Raw genomic sequence first — 17,051 nt, forward strand, 5'->3', positions numbered from 1 at the left:
TAGTAGGTTTTGAACATGCTTATCATCAGACATTAATTTGCTTTTAAAACAAAAAAGCTAAAACCGTATTGGCTTTAGCTTTTTATCAATTTTATTTTCCTAGAGTATTACGATCTAACACTTTATCAATTAAACCATACTCCAGTGCACGTTCAGCTGTCATGAAGTTATCACGCTCTGTGTCACGCTCGATCACATCTAGTGGTTGACCTGTACGATCAGATAAAATTTTGTTTAATTTATCACGTAAGAATAAGATACGTTTTGCAGCAATTTCGATTTCAGTTGCCTGTCCTTGAGCTCCACCAAGTGGTTGGTGAATCATCACTTCAGAGTTAGGAAGAGCATAACGCTTTCCTTTGTCTCCAGCTGCAAGTAGGAATGCACCCATTGAAGCAGCCATACCGATACAGATTGTTGATACACTTGGCTTAATAAACTGCATTGTGTCATAGATAGCCATACCAGCTGTGATAGATCCACCCGGGCTGTTAATATAGATCGAGATATCTTTCTCTGGATCTTCTGCTTCTAAGAAAAGTAGTTGAGAAACGATAGAGTTTGCCACATTATCGTCAATTCCACTACCAAGCATGATGATACGGTCTTTTAAAAGACGGGAGTAAATGTCATAAGCACGCTCACCACGGTTTGTTTGTTCGATAACTGTAGGGATTAAATTCATTTTCGTATTCCTCCTTTAATATAAGAAAGATTTTTCGTCCTAAAGGGTATTATGTAGATACTATGTAATCCTTTAAGACTTTACACATAGACATGAAACAAAAGGTAAATCTTTATGTATCTCCATCATACAACTAAGGTCAATAAAGGTCAAACGAAAAGACCAATGCAGCACAATGAATTTTAAATATGGATATCTATGTGTTCCTTACTATCCTATGTATGGTAAAAGCATAACATGTAATCATGTTTCCCACATTTTTTGGATTTCAAACAACAAAAGCGCAAGCGCCTTGATCAGCCCCGACAAGCATAAGACGATTTAGAATAGAAGGCGTTCTTTGCCTTCAATTCTAAATTGGCTTATGACCTCGAGGGGCTAGGCGCTGGAGCTGGATGTCGTGCGCTTAGCCACAGTTCAAGAATTTTTATGGATATCCTAAACAATACTAAGAAAAGCAGCACCCATAAGATGCTGCTTATCATACATATTTTTAGAATGGTTTGATTGTCATTAGGATAATTAAGATAATAGCTGAAATATGTAATACATTGTTTAATGGAGCGGATTGTTTTGCGAGTGTTATGTACTCCTCCGGTAGCTCCTCACCTTGATGGTTTTCAAGAGCTTGCATTTGAGCCTTTGCTTTCTTTGGTAATAATCCTGCGGCAATTGGTTGGACAGCCACATAAATAACAAGTGATGCAATGTACCAAATTTCTTTGAATAAATAAGGATTAATAATGGCCATGATGATTCCTGTAATTAATAATACAATGCTTCCAACCTTCGCAAACTTTTCGATCCCTTCTGAAACAGCAAGCGCAAATTTCGCTTGTGAAACTGTTTTGACACTGCGCATCAAAACAGGCATGCCAAAGCTGGCACCAAGCCCAACAACTGCTGCAACAATATGGATTAGTAATAATAATGAGTAAATTGTCATAGTGCACCTCCTCCTTTTTACCTATATTGTAAATTATACATAAAAAGGGATAAATTAGAACCGTTATTTTGAAAGTATTTTTCCAATAAGAATACTTGAAAAGACAGTTGAAATTAAGAGAAAGTTAAAGTATAATTCATCGTACTGACATATATTGTGCGCTCGTAGCTCAGTTGGATAGAGCGGTGGTTTCCGGTACCACGTCTGTCGGGGGTTCGAATCCCTTCGAGCGCGTCTATAAATTCAAGAAAAGCAAGGGTTTGAGTTGATCTCAGGCCCTTGCTTTTTTTATGTAGTAAAAACATTGGAAACTACCAAATCAACGTGCTGCTGTGTATGTAGGCTTTTTTATTTTGGCTTGAAAAATGTCATGCTGCTAATACCTTACTTAAATTAGAAACACGGACACAATAGTCTTGAAAAATACGTAGACTCTATATGTACAAACATAAAGGAGGTATATATGGGGCTTATTATTTCTGATTTCAAACGACGTAAATTAAATAAATTTAAAATATTATATTCTATATTTTTAAATCGTGGGGTATCTGCTGTTCTAATTTATAGGATTTCTTTTTGGTGTTATAAACATAAAATGAAATTTTTAGCGTCTTTATTGTATCAACTAAATGTCTTGATTAATTCATGTGAAATATCATACAGCGCTGAAATAGGAAAAGGTTTTGCTATTGTTCATCCTGTAGGAGTTGTAATTGCAAGTATAAAAGCAGGAGACAATTTAACTGTTTTTCAAAACGTGACGATTGGTAAAAATGGCAAAGTTAATTCGAAAGGTCTATCAAGACCAGAAATTAAAAATAACGTTACTATATATTCAGGAGCAGTTATAGCAGGTCCTCTTGTTATCGGTGAAAATGTTATTATCGGAGCTAATACGGTAGTGCAGAAAGATCTACCGGATGGATCAAAAGTGATTGGTCAAAGACCTTCTATACAATATTCACCTGTAAATCCAGTATCGAACGTGGAGTGAAAGGAACAAAAAATCTAATACTGTAAAAGGGGCCGACCCAAAAGTCTAGATTTTAGACCTTGGGTTAGCCTTTTTTCATACTTTTATTTTTTTAATTCAGTTAACGTAAAAACCGAGACGTTCCATTGCGCTCCAGACACTTGCTTTCCGCGGGGAGGAAGCTGAGCCTCCTCGCCTTCGGCTGTGGGGTCTCAGCCTTTCCTCACTTCCCGCAGGAGTCAAGTGTCTTACGCTCCATTCCACTATCGATCTAAAATTATATTCATAGAAGCAAAACCCCTACGAAAACAGTCTTTTTTAAAGAGTAATTAAACAACAAAAAAATCGCCCCATTTTGTATAATTAAGTTACCACACCAAATTATCCAAGAAAGGAACGATTTTTTATGAAATATGATCATATCTCTTTCGTTAATTATAACATGAATCAGTTAGTTCTTCCATTAGACCTTGAAATTCTCATCCCTCAAAATCATTTATCTACCATTGTCCATGAAGCTGTAGAAAAGCTAGACGATACATTGTTATTTCAACCCTACAAAGGTGGTGGACGCCCATCATATCATCCAAAAATGTTACTTAAAGTCATCGATTATGCTTATACACAAAAAATTTACTCAGGAAGACAGATGGAAAAGTTACTAACCGAAAATATCTACTTTATGTGGTTAAGTGGTAGTCAAACTCCTGATTTTCGTACAATCAATCGGTTTCGATCCGAGCGAATGAAAGATATTATCTATCAAGTCTTCTTTTCAATTGTAGAGTTACTACGTGAAAAAGGATTGGTAAAGCTGGAGCACTATTTTGTTGATGGGACTAAGATAGAAGCAAATGCAAATCAATATACATTTGTTTGGAGAAAAGCGACAGAAAAATATGATAAAAGTTTAGATGACAAATATCGTCAACTCGCTTTCCAAATTGAGCAAATCCTTGAAGAAGAGGAAAAGTCCGCCCCTTCCGCGGGGCTAGAAGAAAAGCTGAAAGAAACACCGATTACTTCAGAACAGATTGAACATAGTATTAAAAAGTTAGAAAAACATTTAGAAACAGAACCCAAAAATAAAGAGGCGAAAAAAGTTGTTCGATTACTAAAAAAAGATTATCTTCCTCGTAAAGTGAAATATGAAGAACAAAATCGACTATTCAATGGAAGAAACAGTTTCTCGAAAACAGACACTGATGCGACCTTTATGAGAATGAAGGAAGATCATATGCGAAATGGGCAATTAAAACCAGGATATAATGTACAAACAGGGACAGAAGGTCAGTTTATTACGGGCTTCTCACTTCATCAAAGAGCAGGTGATCCAAGTTGCTTAATCCCTCACCTCAAACACTTGGAGGTGCACGGAGTGAAACCCCAAAAAATAGTTGCCGATTCTGGCTATGGTAGTGAGGAAAACTATGATTTTCTCGAAAGAGAAGGACGAACAGCATACATAAAATATAATACGTTTGATCAAGAACAAAAAAAGAGCTGGAAAAAGAAAATCGATCGTGTAGAAAATATGGAGTACGATGAGGAGGTAGATGAGTTTATTTGTGCAAACAAGCAACGCCTTATTTTTCAGTATGAAACCACAAGAACATCAGATAATGAATATGTATCAATTAAAAGAAGATATTCTTGTTTTGAATGTACCGGCTGCCCATTCCAAATAACTTGTGCCAAAGGGAAAGAACAAAAAACAATTACAATATCTCTAGAAAATCAAAGGCAAAGAAAAGAGATTCGTGAACGTCTTCAGAGTGAGGAAGGCCGGAAATTATATAGTCAACGAAAATGCGATGTGGAAAGTGTATTTGGACAGTTAAAACACAATCAACAGTTCAGACGGTTTTCAATGCGGGGTCTCCAAAAAAATACGATTGAATGGGGGCTTCTTTGCGTTGCACATAACTGTAAAAAAATGCAGAAAGCGATAAAAAGAAATAAAGAAATGAGGAAAATTGATACCAATAAGGGTTAGGAATAGCCCTTTTAATTGAAAAATCCCACTATTTGGATTCTTATAAAAACACATAAGAAAAGGGTGCTCAAAAGGTTGTCATTTAACGACCTTTTGAGTCACCCTCTTTTTTATGTTTTTAATAAGTGATCAATTATAAAATCATAAGGGGAACGAGGTTAATATTCTGAATTTAGGAGTCCTACAAGATACAACTCATTCTTGGTGCAATGATAACTTCAGAAAGTTAATGGCTTGTCGGTCCAAATACATGGAGTAAAATACGAAAAAGAAACTTCCCGTTTAAAAACGGGAAGTTTTCTTTATGCAAAGGTATATCAACCTTTCATCTGACTGATAATGATCCTGAGGAGGTGTGCGTAATGGACGAGGATTTATACATTATCAACGCTAAAGCAACTATCTTATCTTCATTATTAAACGGAAATATACCGTCAGCAGAAGAATGTCATCTCACAGCAGAAGAGTTCAATAAAATATGTGGGATGTTATATAACGAAGGATTTGTGAGACGGACAAACTTGGGAAATGCCCTTAATGCTGAAGTATCAGATAAAGGGATGAGCTTTCTTCATATGATCACAGAAGCCTAAAAGCCAAAAACAAGGTTTTTAGGCTTTATTTTTTCTTACATCTTTGCTCAAAAAATTAAAGTGACAATGTGTCACTTTTTTTATTGACTTATGACACGGTGTCATTATATAATACATCTTGCGATCAATTATGACACGGTGTCACTTATTGGAGAGGAAGTGAACAAATTGCCTAAACAAACATTTTTTCAAATACCAAAAGAAAAACAGGATACTTTAATTCAAGCAGCTAAGGAAGAGTTTTCCAGAGTTCCATTACATGAAGCGTCAATTGCCAATATTGTTAAGAGTGCTGGAATTCCAAGAGGAAGCTTTTATCAATATTTTGAGGATAAAGAGGATTTATTTTATTACTTAACAAACCAGTTGATTCAAAGAAATAATGAACGATTTATCACAATATTAAAGGACAAAAATGGAGATATATTCGAAGCATTTATTGAATTGTTTCAATTAGTCATCAAGAACCAAAGAGAGCAGGAGTATAAAAACTTCTTTAAAAATGTTTTTCTCAATATGAATTACAAATTGGAAAACAAGTTAGCGGATCATATGTATGAAAACAAGAAAAAGCAGTATCAAAATATCCTTGCTTTAATCAATCGAGATCAATTAAACATTAAAGATGAAGAAGAACTACGTCAGGTCGTTAAAATTTTGAGAGCTATTACCTCCCAAAATTTTGTTCAGGTTTTCGGTCAGGATTTAACGAATGAAGAAGCGTTAAACAATTATATGGCACAAATTGAGTTACTTAAAAGAGGACTTTGCAAGAAAGAATACCAAGTGAAAAACACTAACGAAGAAATTTACATGAAAGAAGGTTAAATGATGGAAGATACTTTACAAAAAAAACCGCCATATTTAATGATTGCTATTTTATTTATTGGAGCTTTTGTCTCTTTCTTAAATAACTCGCTATTAAACGTGGCACTGCCATCTATGATGGTGGACTTGGAAATTAAGGACTATTCTACAATTCAATGGCTTGCTACTGGTTACATGTTAGTCAGCGGTGTTTTAATTCCGGCATCAGCATTTTTACTAACGAAGTTTTCCAACCGAAGATTATTTATCACTTCAATGATTATATTTACGTTAGGTACTGCATTAGCTGCGTTTGCACCTAGCTTCGGTTTATTACTTACTGGACGTATGATTCAAGCGGCAGGTTCTTCTGTAATGGGACCTTTATTGATGAATGTTATGCTTGTCAGCTTCCCGCGTGAAAAACGTGGTGCAGCAATGGGTGTTTTCGGATTAGTTATGATTACCGCTCCGGCAATTGGACCAACATTATCCGGTTATATCGTGGAGAACTATGACTGGCGTTTACTTTTTGAAATGATTTTACCATTAGCTGTTATTACTCTAATCTTAGCATTTTGGAAGTTTGAGAACGTTATGGAACAAAACAAAGAAGCAAAGCTTGATTACTTATCAGTTGTTTTATCTTCAATCGGTTTTGGTGGTTTATTATATGGATTCAGTTCTGCAAGTGCAGATGGCTGGACAGATCCAATCGTGTTAACTACTCTCATTGCTGGTGTGATTGCCTTAATCATTTTCGTTGTCCGTCAATTGAAAATGGAAAAACCATTATTAGACTTGAGAGTATATAAATATCCAATGTTTGCACTAGGATCTGTTGTAATGATTGTCAATGCAGTAGCGATGTTCTCCGGGATGATTTTAACACCTGCTTATGTGCAAAATGTTCGTGGAATTTCACCGCTGGATTCTGGTTTAATGATGTTACCTGGTGCGGTTATTATGGGATTGATGTCACCAATTACAGGTAAGCTATTCGATAAATTCGGTCCACGTGCTCTAGCTGTTTTAGGATTATCGATTACAGCAGTCTCAACTTACATGTTAGCGAATGTGCAACTGGACACTAGTTATGGCCATATTATTCTTATCTACTCACTTCGTATGTTTGGGATGTCAATGGTAATGATGCCAATTATGACAAATGGTTTAAATCAATTACCAACTGTCTTAAACCCACACGGAACAGCTGTTAATAATACTGTTCAACAAGTGTCAGGTTCAATTGGTACAGCTATTCTTGTTACAATCATGAACTCTGTAACAACATCAGAAGCAGAAAACTTAATGACTGGTGTTGACCCTACAACGTTAACGGCATCTAGTCAGGCACTAATCATGCAGAAGTCACTATTAGAGGGAATTCAATATTCTTTCTATGTTACTTTAGTTATTAATATCGTAGCAATTTTGTTATCTTTCTTTATAAAACGTGTTGATACGAGTAAAGAAGCTGTTCAGAAATTAAATAAAGAGGCTAAAACACAAATGAAGCCTAAGACGATATAATAGTCAGAGCCGATTCCTAAGTAGGAGCGGCTCTTTTTGTCTATGAGGAGGAGTGAAATGTGTCGGATTTTGTCTAATAGCAAATAAATTTTGAGAATCGCAAATAAATTCCAGGAATCACAAGTAAAATTAATAAATAGCAAATAAAAACTCAAAATTGCAAATAAAATCAAATTTGCAAGAACATCACATATGTATAACCACTCAATACATAAATATAGTAAAAAAATACTTGTGTAATAGAATCAATGATTAGTAAAATAGTAAATGTAAGCGCTTTCGTTGAACGCTTTTCAACCGATTGTGTAAACTATTATTGGGAGGAAATAAAAATGAAAATGGATTTAGTGCAACAACAGGGGTTAAAACTAAATATGACTCAAGAACTTCAACAAGCCATCTCACTTTTGCAGTATTCCTCAGCAGATTTGCTTTCATATGTGCGGGAGCTTACATTAGAAAATCCTCTTATTGAAGTGAAGGAGAGAAGTAAATCACTCTTCCGTCATTCAAGATCATCCTCAACTAAACAATCCTTTATTGAAAATACGGTAAAAGAAAAAACAAATCTTCGCGACCATTTACGGCATCAGCTAATTAATTTTTCGTTATCAAAGCAAGATCGGGCATGTCTTGAACTGCTCATCAACGCATTGGATTCAAATGGATATGTAAAAGATTCACTTGAAGATCTGGCACATTTAATGAATGTTAACGAAGAGGTAGTTGAAAGTAAATTGTATTTTCTTCAAAGCTTAGATCCTGCCGGAATCGGTGCCCGCTCACTTCAGGAGTGTATTTTGCTGCAACTAAGACGTTTGCACACTAGAAATGAGCTCGCGGAAACGATTATATCTGACCATTTTCACTTGTTCGCTGAAAAATCCTGGAAGGAACTTGCCAAACTTCTAAAAATAAAAATAAATCAAATTCAAGAAATTCATGAAGTGATCAAACAGTTGGAACCAAGACCGGGGTTGAAGTATGGAGTAGACGATAGTACATATGTAACTCCGGACATGACAATAAAAGAAGTAAATGGCGCTTGGCATATCATTTATCATGATGAGTTAATTCCGAAGTTAATGGTTCATGATCCTCTGGAAACAAACGGACCGGTTAGAATAGATAAGGAAACGAAAAGTTTTTACACTAAAAATCTTACTCAAGGAAAATGGTTGATGCGGGCAATTGAACAAAGAAAAGAAACGATGATGAGTGTGATGAATGAAATCTTAAAAAAACAAAGTGATTTTCTTACTAAAGGGAAAAGTTCACTTAAACCATTGACACTAAAGGATATTGCAGATATGTTAGACATTCATGAATCAACAGTTAGTCGTACGGTAAAAGATAAGTTTGTTCAAACTCCACATGGATTAATGAACATGAAATCTTTTTTCACAACAAAGCTATCTGATAACCAAGGTGATGTTTCAACAGCTGCTGTTAAATTAAAACTAAAAGAAGTCATAGATTCAGAGAATAAGAAAAAACCTTTGTCAGACCAAAAAATAGCAAATACGTTAAAAACATTGTATGATATTGATATTTCCAGAAGAACGGTGACAAAATATCGTGAGCAATTAACAATTCCAACGTCTTCAATAAGGAAAGAATATTAATAAATGAAATGGAAGTGCAGGCAGCTGTGAAAAAAGTAGTCTTTTATTCAAAAGAGAATTGCTCGTTATGTGATAAAGGATTAGCCATTATTCATGAACTGCAGGAAGAGTTCGATTTTGAGTATGAAATAGTTGATATTTATCAAGATGATGAGCTCCTGGAAAAGTTTCAAATTATGATTCCAGTTGTTGAAATCGAAAAAGAAGTCGTCACATATGGGATTTTGGATAAAGATTCCATAAGAAAGCGTTTACTTTAAAAAGTCAGTAAACATTTCTTGAATATGTAATTTTCCCCTGTTAAAATAAAGTTATGGCAAGGGAGATTTTTTTTTGAGATGGTGGGACACAATATGTCACAGTGGGACCATTTAAGTCCATATCGACTCAGAAAGGGATAGCAAAAATGAAATCACTTATCGAAGTACAAAAAAAATTATTGCCTGACCTGTTACCGGTTATGCAAAAACGCTATCAAATTCTTCAGTACATACGGTTAATGCAGCCGATTGGACGCAGAAGTCTCTCAACTAGCCTGGGTATTAGTGAAAGAATTCTAAGAAATGAAGTGCAATTTCTGAAGGATCAAAATCTAATTGACATTCAAACTTCAGGTATGACCTTAACAGAAGAAGGAACATCATTGCTTATTCACCTTGAGGAAATGATGAAAGATGTTTTAGGATTGTCTTCTTTGGAAAATACATTAAAGAAGCGATTCAATTTAAACAGAGTCATTGTTGTTTCCGGTGATAGTGATCAATCTCCATGGGTTAAAAAAGAAATGGGAAGAGCATGTGTAACATGTATAAAAGAGCGATTAAAGGGTAATAATATCGTCGCTGTAACTGGTGGTACTACGTTGGCAGCTGTTGCAGAAATGATGACTCCTGATAGTAAAAATCGCGATACTTTATTCGTCCCGGCACGTGGAGGATTAGGAGAAACCGTTGAAAACCAGGCGAACACGATTTGCGCTAAAATGGCCGAACGTGCGAGCGGTGATTACAGACTTCTCTATGCTCCTGATCAACAGCTAAGTAAAGATGCATACCAGGCGATTATTGAAGAGCCGTCGATCAAAGAAACTTTAACAATCTTGAAATCAGCCAGTATGGTCGTTCATGGAATAGGGGACGCTAAAACTATGGCGGAGCGTCGGAAAACTCCTGAAGAACATTTTCGGAAGATTATCGACGGGAAGGCTGTTGCTGAAGCGTTTGGTTATTATTTTGACCAGCATGGTGAGATTGTACATAAAGTTCAAACGGTGGGGATTCAATTAGATGACATTGAGGAAATACCAACTGTTATTGCGGTTGCAGGAGGGGCCTCAAAAGCAAAGGCAATTAGAGCCTACATGAAACAAACATTGGACTCTATTTTAATTACAGATGAAGCCGCAGCTATTGAGTTAATAAGGGATTAACACTCCCTGATTATAAAAAGTTCTTCTCTTTACAAGAGTAGAACCATTTCTTATGAAAGTGTTCGAGGTAAACCCTTGAACAAATTAAAGGAGGAAATTAATCATGGCAGTAAAAATCGGTATTAATGGTTTTGGACGTATTGGACGTAATGTATTCCGCGCAGCTTTAAAAAATCCTAACGTTGACGTAGTAGCAGTTAACGACTTAACAGATGCTAACATGTTAGCTCATCTTTTAAAATATGATTCTGTACACGGAAAATTAGATGCAGAAGTTTCTGTTGACGGTAACAACCTTGTTGTTGACGGAAAAACAATCCAAGTTTCTGCTGAGCGTGACCCAGCGAAATTATCTTGGGGAGCTCAAGGAGTAGAAATCGTTGTTGAATCTACTGGTTTCTTCACTAAACGTGCAGATGCTGCGAAACACTTAGAAGCAGGTGCGAAAAAAGTTATCATCTCTGCTCCAGCTAGTGACGAAGATATCACAATCGTTATGGGTGTTAACGAAGACAAATACGATGCAGCTAGCCACGATGTAATCTCTAACGCTTCTTGTACAACTAACTGCTTAGCTCCATTTGCGAAAGTATTAAACGATAAATTCGGTATCAAACGTGGAATGATGACAACTGTTCACTCATACACAAATGACCAACAAATCTTAGACTTACCACATAAAGACTACCGTCGTGCTCGTGCGGCAGCTGAAAACATCATCCCAACTTCAACTGGTGCTGCAAAAGCTGTTTCTCTAGTATTACCTGAATTAAAAGGTAAATTAAACGGTGGCGCTATGCGTGTTCCAACTCCAAACGTTTCTTTAGTTGACTTAGTTGCTGAGTTAGAAAAAGAAGTAACTGTTGACGAAGTAAACGCAGCACTAAAAGAAGCTGCTGAAGGCGATTTAAAAGGTATCCTAGGATACAGCGAAGAGCCATTAGTATCTGGTGACTACAATGGTAACATTAACTCTTCTACAATCGATGCATTATCAACAATGGTAATGGAAGGCCAAATGGTAAAAGTAATCTCTTGGTATGACAACGAAAGTGGTTACTCTAACCGTGTAGTTGACCTTGCTGACTACTTAGCTTCTAAAGGTCTTTAATTCGTAAGAGTTAACGAACTATATAGCTACAAACCAATGGGGAAAGGGGATCATCCCCTTTCCTTATTTTTTACTTTCAGAAAGTATAAAACTAAGGCTTGCGCCATTAGGACTTGGCGATAAGTCAAATTTTTAAAATGCACGATACCTAACTTATCTGGACCTCATTCCGCTATACCTGACCTTCTGCTAATTATTAGCTGGAGATAGCAACTGATTTCAGGATATAATGTTAGATGTGTGCAATAAGCTTAGTTTTAATAAAAAGGGAGGGCTTTTCATGAACAAAAAATCAGTGAAAGACATTGATGTTAAAGGAAAAGTCGTCTTTTGTCGCGTTGATTTTAACGTTCCGATGAAGGATGGACAAGTTACGGACGATACTCGTATCCGTGCCGCATTACCAACGATTCAATACTTAAGTGAACAAGGTGCGAAAGTTGTTTTAGCAAGTCACTTAGGTCGTCCAAAAGGTGAAGTAGTGGAAGAGTTACGCTTAAATGCTGTAGCTGAAAAACTTCAAGAGCTTTCTGGTAAAAATGTTGTGAAAACTGATGAAGCTTATGGTGATACGGTTAAAGCTGAAATTGCTAAATTAGAAGAAGGCGGTCTTCTATTACTAGAAAACGTACGCTTCTATGCTGGTGAAGAGAAAAATGATCCAGAATTAGCAAAAGCGTTTGCTGACCTTGCTGATGTTTATGTGAACGATGCTTTCGGTGCAGCTCACCGTGCACATGCTTCTACTGAAGGGATCGCAAAACACCTTCCGGCAGTTGCAGGTTTCTTAATGGAAAAAGAACTTGAAGTATTAGGTAAAGCATTATCTAATCCAGAACGTCCATTCACAGCGATCATTGGTGGAGCAAAAGTTAAGGATAAAATCGGTGTAATCGATAACTTACTTGATAAAGTGGACAACTTAATCATTGGTGGCGGACTAGCTTACACATTTATCAAAGCTTTAGGCCATGATGTTGGTAAATCCCTATTAGAAGAAGACAAAATTGATTTAGCAAAATCATACCTTGATCAAGCAAAAGAAAAAGGTGTTAACTTCTATATGCCTGTAGATGTTGTTGTGGCAGACGACTTCTCAAACGATGCCAACACACAAGTTGTATCAATTGACAGCATTCCAAGTGATTGGGAAGGTCTTGATGCAGGTCCAAAAACACGTGAAATCTATGCTGACGTTATTAAAAACTCCAAGCTTGTTATTTGGAACGGACCAATGGGTGTATTTGAATTAGATACATTCGCTGGAGGAACAAAAGCAGTTGCAGAAGCATTAGCTGAGGCAAATGATACATATTCCGTTATCGGAGGAGGAGATTCAGCTGCTGCTGTCGAAAAGTTTGATTTGGCTGATAAAATGAGCCACATTTCAACTGGCGGTGGAGCATCTCTTGAATTTATGGAAGGTAAAGAGCTTCCAGGTGTAGTTGCATTAAACGATAAATAAAAAAACAATACAAAACGTTTGAAAGGTGCTCACCTTTTAACGGCATCTACCTGACTTCAAACATTTTGTATGCAATGAGGACGGTGTAAGCAATGAGAAAACCAATTATCGCAGGTAACTGGAAAATGAACAAAGTTGCTTCAGAAGCGAAAAGCTTTGTTGAAGAAGTAAAAAGCCTGGTACCTACAGCAGAAAATGTGGACTCAGTAGTTTGTGCTCCAGCTCTATTTTTAGAAAGCCTTGTTAGTTTAACAGAAGGTACTGACTTAAAAGTAGGTGCACAAAACATGCACTTCGAAGAAAACGGTGCATTCACTGGCGAAATCAGCCCGGTTGCATTGAAAGACCTTGGTGTTAGCTACGTGATCCTTGGACACTCTGAGCGCAGAGAAATGTTCGCTGAAACTGATGAAACAGTTAACCAAAAGACACTAGCTGCTTTCAAACACGGTTTAACTCCAATCGTTTGCTGTGGTGAAACATTAGAAGAGCGTGAAGCTGGCAAAACAAATGATCTTGTTGGCGACCAAGTAACGAAAGCTTTACAAGGTTTATCAGAAGATCAACTTAAACAAACAGTTATTGCGTATGAGCCAATTTGGGCAATCGGAACTGGAAAATCTTCATCTGCTGAAGATGCAAATGAAGTGTGTGCACACATCCGTCAAGTGATTGCAGAGCAATTTTCTTCTGACGTGGCACAAGCAGTTCGTATTCAATACGGCGGCAGTGTAAAACCGGCTAACATCAAAGAATATATGGCACAGCCAGATATTGATGGTGCATTAGTTGGTGGAGCTAGCCTGGAAGCACAATCTTTCCTTCAACTTTTGGAGGGTAGCAAAAATGAGTAAAGCACCAGTTGCACTGATTATTCTTGACGGATTTGCATGCCGCCAAGAAACAAAAGGGAATGCTGTTGCACAAGCGAAAAAACCAAACTTTGATCGCTTTTGGAACCAGTACCCACATGCTCAACTAATTGCTTCCGGTGAAGCGGTTGGTCTACCTGAAGGGCAAATGGGGAACTCTGAAGTTGGTCACTTAAACATTGGTGCTGGCCGCGTTGTGTACCAAAGCTTAACTCGTGTAAATGTAGCAATCCGTGAAGGTGAATTTGCAAAAAATGAAACATTCACAGAAGCGATAAATCATGTAAAGAAAAATGGTACAAGTCTTCACCTCTTCGGTCTTTTATCAGATGGTGGAGTTCACAGCCATATTCATCACTTATATGCACTTCTTCAGCTTGCAGCTAAAGAAGGCGTTGAAAAAGTATACATTCACGGATTCTTAGATGGTCGTGATGTTGGTCCGAAAACGGCAAAAGTTTACTTGGATGAACTTCAAGAAAAAATCAAAGAATACGGTGTCGGGGAAATTGCAACATTATCTGGACGCTACTACTCAATGGACCGTGATAAGCGTTGGGATCGTGTTGAAAAGTCTTACCGTGCAATGGTTTACGGTGAAGGTCCAACTTACAGCACACCAGATGAGCTTATTGACGATTCTTATAACAATGGAATTTTTGACGAATTCGTCATTCCATCTGTGATGACAAAAGAAGACGGTTCACCTGTAGCAACCATTCAAGATAATGATGCGGTCATTTTCTATAATTTCCGCCCTGACCGTGCGATTCAAATTTCAAACACGTTCACAAATGAAGATTTCCGTTCATTTGACCGTGGTGAAAAACATCCAAAACACTTACACTTTGTGTGCCTAACACATTTCAGTGAAACTGTTGATGGATATGTGGCTTTCAAGCCAACTAACCTTGATAATACGATCGGTGAAGTATTATCACAAAACAACCTAACACAACTTCGTATTGCAGAAACGGAAAAATATCCACACGTTACGTTCTTTATGAGTGGTGGACGTGAAGAGGAATTTCCTGGCGAAGAAAGAATCTTAATTGATTCTCCGAAAGTGGCAACTTATGATTTGCAGCCTGAAATGAGTGCTTACGAAGTAACGGACGCGTTACTTGGTGAAATTGAGGCTGACAAATTTGATGCGATTCTTTTGAACTTTGCTAACCCTGATATGGTTGGGCACTCCGGAATGCTGGAGCCAACAATCAAAGCAATCGAAACAGTTGACGAGTGCCTTGGTAAAATCGTGGATGCGATTATCGCAAAAGGCGGTAAAGCCATCATCACAGCTGACCATGGTAACTCTGACGAAGTAGTAACACTTGAAGGTGAGCCAATGACAGCTCATACGACTAACCCGGTACCAGTAATCGTTACTCAGGAAGGCGTAACCCTTCGTGAAGGTGGTATTTTAGGTGATCTGGCACCAACAATGCTGGACCTGCTAAATGTTGAAAAACCAGTTGAAATGACTGGAACAACTTTAATTAATAAGTAATTTATGTTGATTTAAATAAAAGACGTGTGGACCCAATCCCTCTCAGGCGGCCGCCGAGGTTGTTTGGACCACGAACGCTTTTATAGAAAATCAATCACCCGATATACTTAAAAAATCAATTTTTTATAAAAAGGAGATTAAACAATATGCCATACATTGTAGACGTATATGCTCGTGAAGTATTAGACTCTCGTGGTAACCCAACAGTAGAAGTAGAAGTACACACTGAATCAGGCGCTATGGGACGCGCATTAGTACCAAGTGGTGCTTCAACTGGTGAATATGAAGCAGTTGAGCTTCGTGATGGTGACAAAGAACGCTACCTAGGAAAAGGTGTTCTACAAGCTGTTAAAAACGTAAACGAATTAATCGCTCCAGAATTACTTGGTTTCGAAGTAACTGAGCAAATCGCTATCGACCAAGCATTAATCGAGCTTGACGGTACAGATAACAAAGGTAAACTAGGTGCGAACGCAATCCTTGGTGTATCTATGGCTGCTGCTCGTGCTGCTGCAGATTACCTACAAGTTCCTTTATACCAATACCTTGGCGGTTTCAGCGCGAAAACTCTTCCAGTTCCAATGATGAACATCGTTAACGGTGGAGAGCACGCTGATAACAACGTTGATATTCAAGAATTCATGGTAATGCCTGTAGGTGCTGAAAGCTTCCGTGAAGCACTACGTATGGGTGCTGAAATTTTCCACAGCCTAAAATCAGTTCTTTCTGGTAAAGGTCTTAACACTGCTGTAGGTGACGAAGGTGGATTCGCTCCAAACTTAGGTTCAAACGAAGAAGCTCTTCAAACAATCATCGAAGCAATCGAAAAAGCTGGTTACAAACCAGGTGAGCAAGTAATGCTTGCTATGGATGCTGCATCTTCTGAGTTCTACAACAAAGAAGACGGTAAATACCATCTTTCAGGAGAAGGTGTTGTTAAAACTTCTGCTGAAATGGTTGACTGGTACGAAGAAATGGCTAATAAATACCCAATCATCTCAATCGAAGACGGTTTAGATGAAAACGACTGGGAAGGTCACAAATTATTAACTGAGCGCCTTGGCGGAAAAGTTCAACTTGTTGGTGACGACCTATTCGTTACAAACACGAAAAAACTTGCTGAAGGTATTGAAAAAGGAATCGGTAACTCAATCCTTATCAAAGTTAACCAAATCGGTACACTTACTGAAACATTCGAAGCAATCGAAATGGCTAAACGCGCTGGCTACACAGCAGTAATCTCTCACCGTTCTGGTGAAACTGAAGATACAACAATTGCTGACATCGCAGTTGCTACAAACGCTGGCCAAATCAAAACTGGTGCTCCATCACGTACAGACCGTGTTGCGAAGTACAACCAATTACTACGTATCGAAGATCAATTACATGACGCTTCAAGATACGATGGAATCAAAACTTTCTACAACTTAAAGAAATAAGTTGAGTGGGAGAACTGCCGCGTGGTGCGGCAGTTCTTTTTTGGTTGTGGAGAGGGGGCGATTTTTG

Annotated in this window: 15 protein-coding genes and 1 tRNA gene; 14 read left to right on the top strand and 2 right to left on the bottom strand. The window is 37.5% G+C overall.

All coding sequences use genetic code 11. The features are described 5' to 3' along the window. Positions 1–91: 91 nt before the first annotated feature. Together clpP and HWV59_RS22565 are read right to left on the bottom strand one after the other, a co-directional pair. Positions 92–685 carry an ATP-dependent Clp endopeptidase proteolytic subunit ClpP gene (gene clpP, locus HWV59_RS22560; RefSeq protein ID WP_102232443.1) on the bottom strand — a complete coding sequence of 198 codons (594 nt, stop codon included), beginning with the start codon at positions 683–685 and terminating at the stop codon, positions 92–94. Between the two features lie 493 nt (positions 686–1,178). Further along, the gene (locus tag HWV59_RS22565; protein WP_175640346.1) at positions 1,179–1,631 is read right to left on the bottom strand and encodes a DUF2269 family protein; all 453 of its coding nucleotides are present in this window, start codon (positions 1,629–1,631) and stop codon (positions 1,179–1,181) included. Positions 1,632–1,789: 158 nt separating this feature from the next. On the opposite strand from HWV59_RS22565, the gene HWV59_RS22570 reads away from it, so the two are divergent. The 14 genes from HWV59_RS22570 (at position 1,790) to eno (ending at position 16,984) form a co-directional block, all read left to right on the top strand. Further along, positions 1,790–1,865: transfer RNA gene (locus tag HWV59_RS22570), tRNA-Arg, on the top strand. Between the two features lie 229 nt (positions 1,866–2,094). Continuing rightward, positions 2,095–2,625 carry a serine O-acetyltransferase gene (locus HWV59_RS22575; protein ID WP_175640347.1) on the top strand — a complete coding sequence of 177 codons (531 nt, stop codon included), beginning with the start codon at positions 2,095–2,097 and terminating at the stop codon, positions 2,623–2,625. A 385-nt stretch (positions 2,626–3,010) separates the two neighbouring features. Beyond that, complete coding sequence (locus HWV59_RS22580) at positions 3,011–4,600, top strand: IS1182 family transposase (protein WP_175640348.1); 1,590 nt, start codon at positions 3,011–3,013, stop codon at positions 4,598–4,600. Between the two features lie 362 nt (positions 4,601–4,962). Next, positions 4,963–5,193 carry a hypothetical protein gene (locus HWV59_RS22585; protein WP_102232446.1) on the top strand — a complete coding sequence of 77 codons (231 nt, stop codon included), beginning with the start codon at positions 4,963–4,965 and terminating at the stop codon, positions 5,191–5,193. Between the two features lie 159 nt (positions 5,194–5,352). Continuing rightward, positions 5,353–6,021: a TetR/AcrR family transcriptional regulator gene (locus tag HWV59_RS22590; protein WP_321197704.1), complete on the top strand. Its 669-nt coding sequence runs from the start codon at positions 5,353–5,355 to the stop codon at positions 6,019–6,021. Positions 6,022–6,024: 3 nt separating this feature from the next. After that, positions 6,025–7,533, top strand: a complete 1,509-nt coding sequence (locus HWV59_RS22595; protein WP_175640349.1) for a DHA2 family efflux MFS transporter permease subunit — start codon at positions 6,025–6,027, stop codon at positions 7,531–7,533. A gap of 332 nt (positions 7,534–7,865) precedes the next feature. Then, positions 7,866–9,158 (top strand): RNA polymerase factor sigma-54, encoded by a 1,293-nt coding sequence (gene rpoN, locus HWV59_RS22600; protein ID WP_175640350.1) that lies wholly within the window; start codon positions 7,866–7,868, stop codon positions 9,156–9,158. A 26-nt stretch (positions 9,159–9,184) separates the two neighbouring features. Continuing rightward, positions 9,185–9,418 carry a glutaredoxin family protein gene (locus HWV59_RS22605; protein WP_235991874.1) on the top strand — a complete coding sequence of 78 codons (234 nt, stop codon included), beginning with the start codon at positions 9,185–9,187 and terminating at the stop codon, positions 9,416–9,418. A gap of 146 nt (positions 9,419–9,564) precedes the next feature. After that, complete coding sequence (locus tag HWV59_RS22610) at positions 9,565–10,587, top strand: sugar-binding transcriptional regulator (RefSeq protein WP_175640352.1); 1,023 nt, start codon at positions 9,565–9,567, stop codon at positions 10,585–10,587. Between the two features lie 103 nt (positions 10,588–10,690). After that, positions 10,691–11,698, top strand: coding sequence for a type I glyceraldehyde-3-phosphate dehydrogenase (gene gap, locus HWV59_RS22615; protein WP_175640353.1), 1,008 nt, complete (start codon positions 10,691–10,693; stop codon positions 11,696–11,698). 280 nt (positions 11,699–11,978) lie between these two features. Further along, positions 11,979–13,163, top strand: a complete 1,185-nt coding sequence (locus HWV59_RS22620) for a phosphoglycerate kinase (RefSeq protein WP_175640354.1) — start codon at positions 11,979–11,981, stop codon at positions 13,161–13,163. 92 nt (positions 13,164–13,255) lie between these two features. Beyond that, positions 13,256–14,017 (top strand): triose-phosphate isomerase, encoded by a 762-nt coding sequence (gene tpiA / locus HWV59_RS22625; RefSeq protein WP_175640355.1) that lies wholly within the window; start codon positions 13,256–13,258, stop codon positions 14,015–14,017. Continuing rightward, positions 14,010–15,545 (top strand): 2,3-bisphosphoglycerate-independent phosphoglycerate mutase, encoded by a 1,536-nt coding sequence (gpmI, locus tag HWV59_RS22630; RefSeq protein ID WP_175640356.1) that lies wholly within the window; start codon positions 14,010–14,012, stop codon positions 15,543–15,545. Before tpiA ends, gpmI begins: the two co-directional genes overlap by 8 nt. Before the next feature lie 146 nt (positions 15,546–15,691). Further along, positions 15,692–16,984, top strand: coding sequence for a phosphopyruvate hydratase (eno, locus tag HWV59_RS22635; protein ID WP_102232456.1), 1,293 nt, complete (start codon positions 15,692–15,694; stop codon positions 16,982–16,984). Positions 16,985–17,051: the final 67 nt, after the last annotated feature.

This window comes from Metabacillus schmidteae (assembly GCF_903166545.1).
Taxonomy (GTDB): domain Bacteria; phylum Bacillota; class Bacilli; order Bacillales; family Bacillaceae; genus Metabacillus; species Metabacillus schmidteae.

Excerpts from the sequence above, each read along its gene's own strand:
- HWV59_RS22610 (WP_175640352.1), top strand. The coding sequence starts at position 9,565 with ATGAAATCACTTATCGAAGTACAAAAAAAATTATTGCCTGACCTGTTA.
- clpP (WP_102232443.1), bottom strand. The coding sequence starts at position 685 with ATGAATTTAATCCCTACAGTTATCGAACAAACAAACCGTGGTGAGCGT.
- gap (WP_175640353.1), top strand. The coding sequence starts at position 10,691 with ATGGCAGTAAAAATCGGTATTAATGGTTTTGGACGTATTGGACGTAAT.
- HWV59_RS22565 (WP_175640346.1), bottom strand. The coding sequence starts at position 1,631 with ATGACAATTTACTCATTATTATTACTAATCCATATTGTTGCAGCAGTT.
- HWV59_RS22585 (WP_102232446.1), top strand. The coding sequence starts at position 4,963 with ATGGACGAGGATTTATACATTATCAACGCTAAAGCAACTATCTTATCT.
- gpmI (WP_175640356.1), top strand. The coding sequence starts at position 14,010 with ATGAGTAAAGCACCAGTTGCACTGATTATTCTTGACGGATTTGCATGC.
- rpoN (WP_175640350.1), top strand. The coding sequence starts at position 7,866 with ATGAAAATGGATTTAGTGCAACAACAGGGGTTAAAACTAAATATGACT.
- HWV59_RS22580 (WP_175640348.1), top strand. The coding sequence starts at position 3,011 with ATGAAATATGATCATATCTCTTTCGTTAATTATAACATGAATCAGTTA.
- HWV59_RS22575 (WP_175640347.1), top strand. The coding sequence starts at position 2,095 with ATGGGGCTTATTATTTCTGATTTCAAACGACGTAAATTAAATAAATTT.
- HWV59_RS22595 (WP_175640349.1), top strand. The coding sequence starts at position 6,025 with ATGGAAGATACTTTACAAAAAAAACCGCCATATTTAATGATTGCTATT.
- HWV59_RS22620 (WP_175640354.1), top strand. The coding sequence starts at position 11,979 with ATGAACAAAAAATCAGTGAAAGACATTGATGTTAAAGGAAAAGTCGTC.
- eno (WP_102232456.1), top strand. The coding sequence starts at position 15,692 with ATGCCATACATTGTAGACGTATATGCTCGTGAAGTATTAGACTCTCGT.
- tpiA (WP_175640355.1), top strand. The coding sequence starts at position 13,256 with ATGAGAAAACCAATTATCGCAGGTAACTGGAAAATGAACAAAGTTGCT.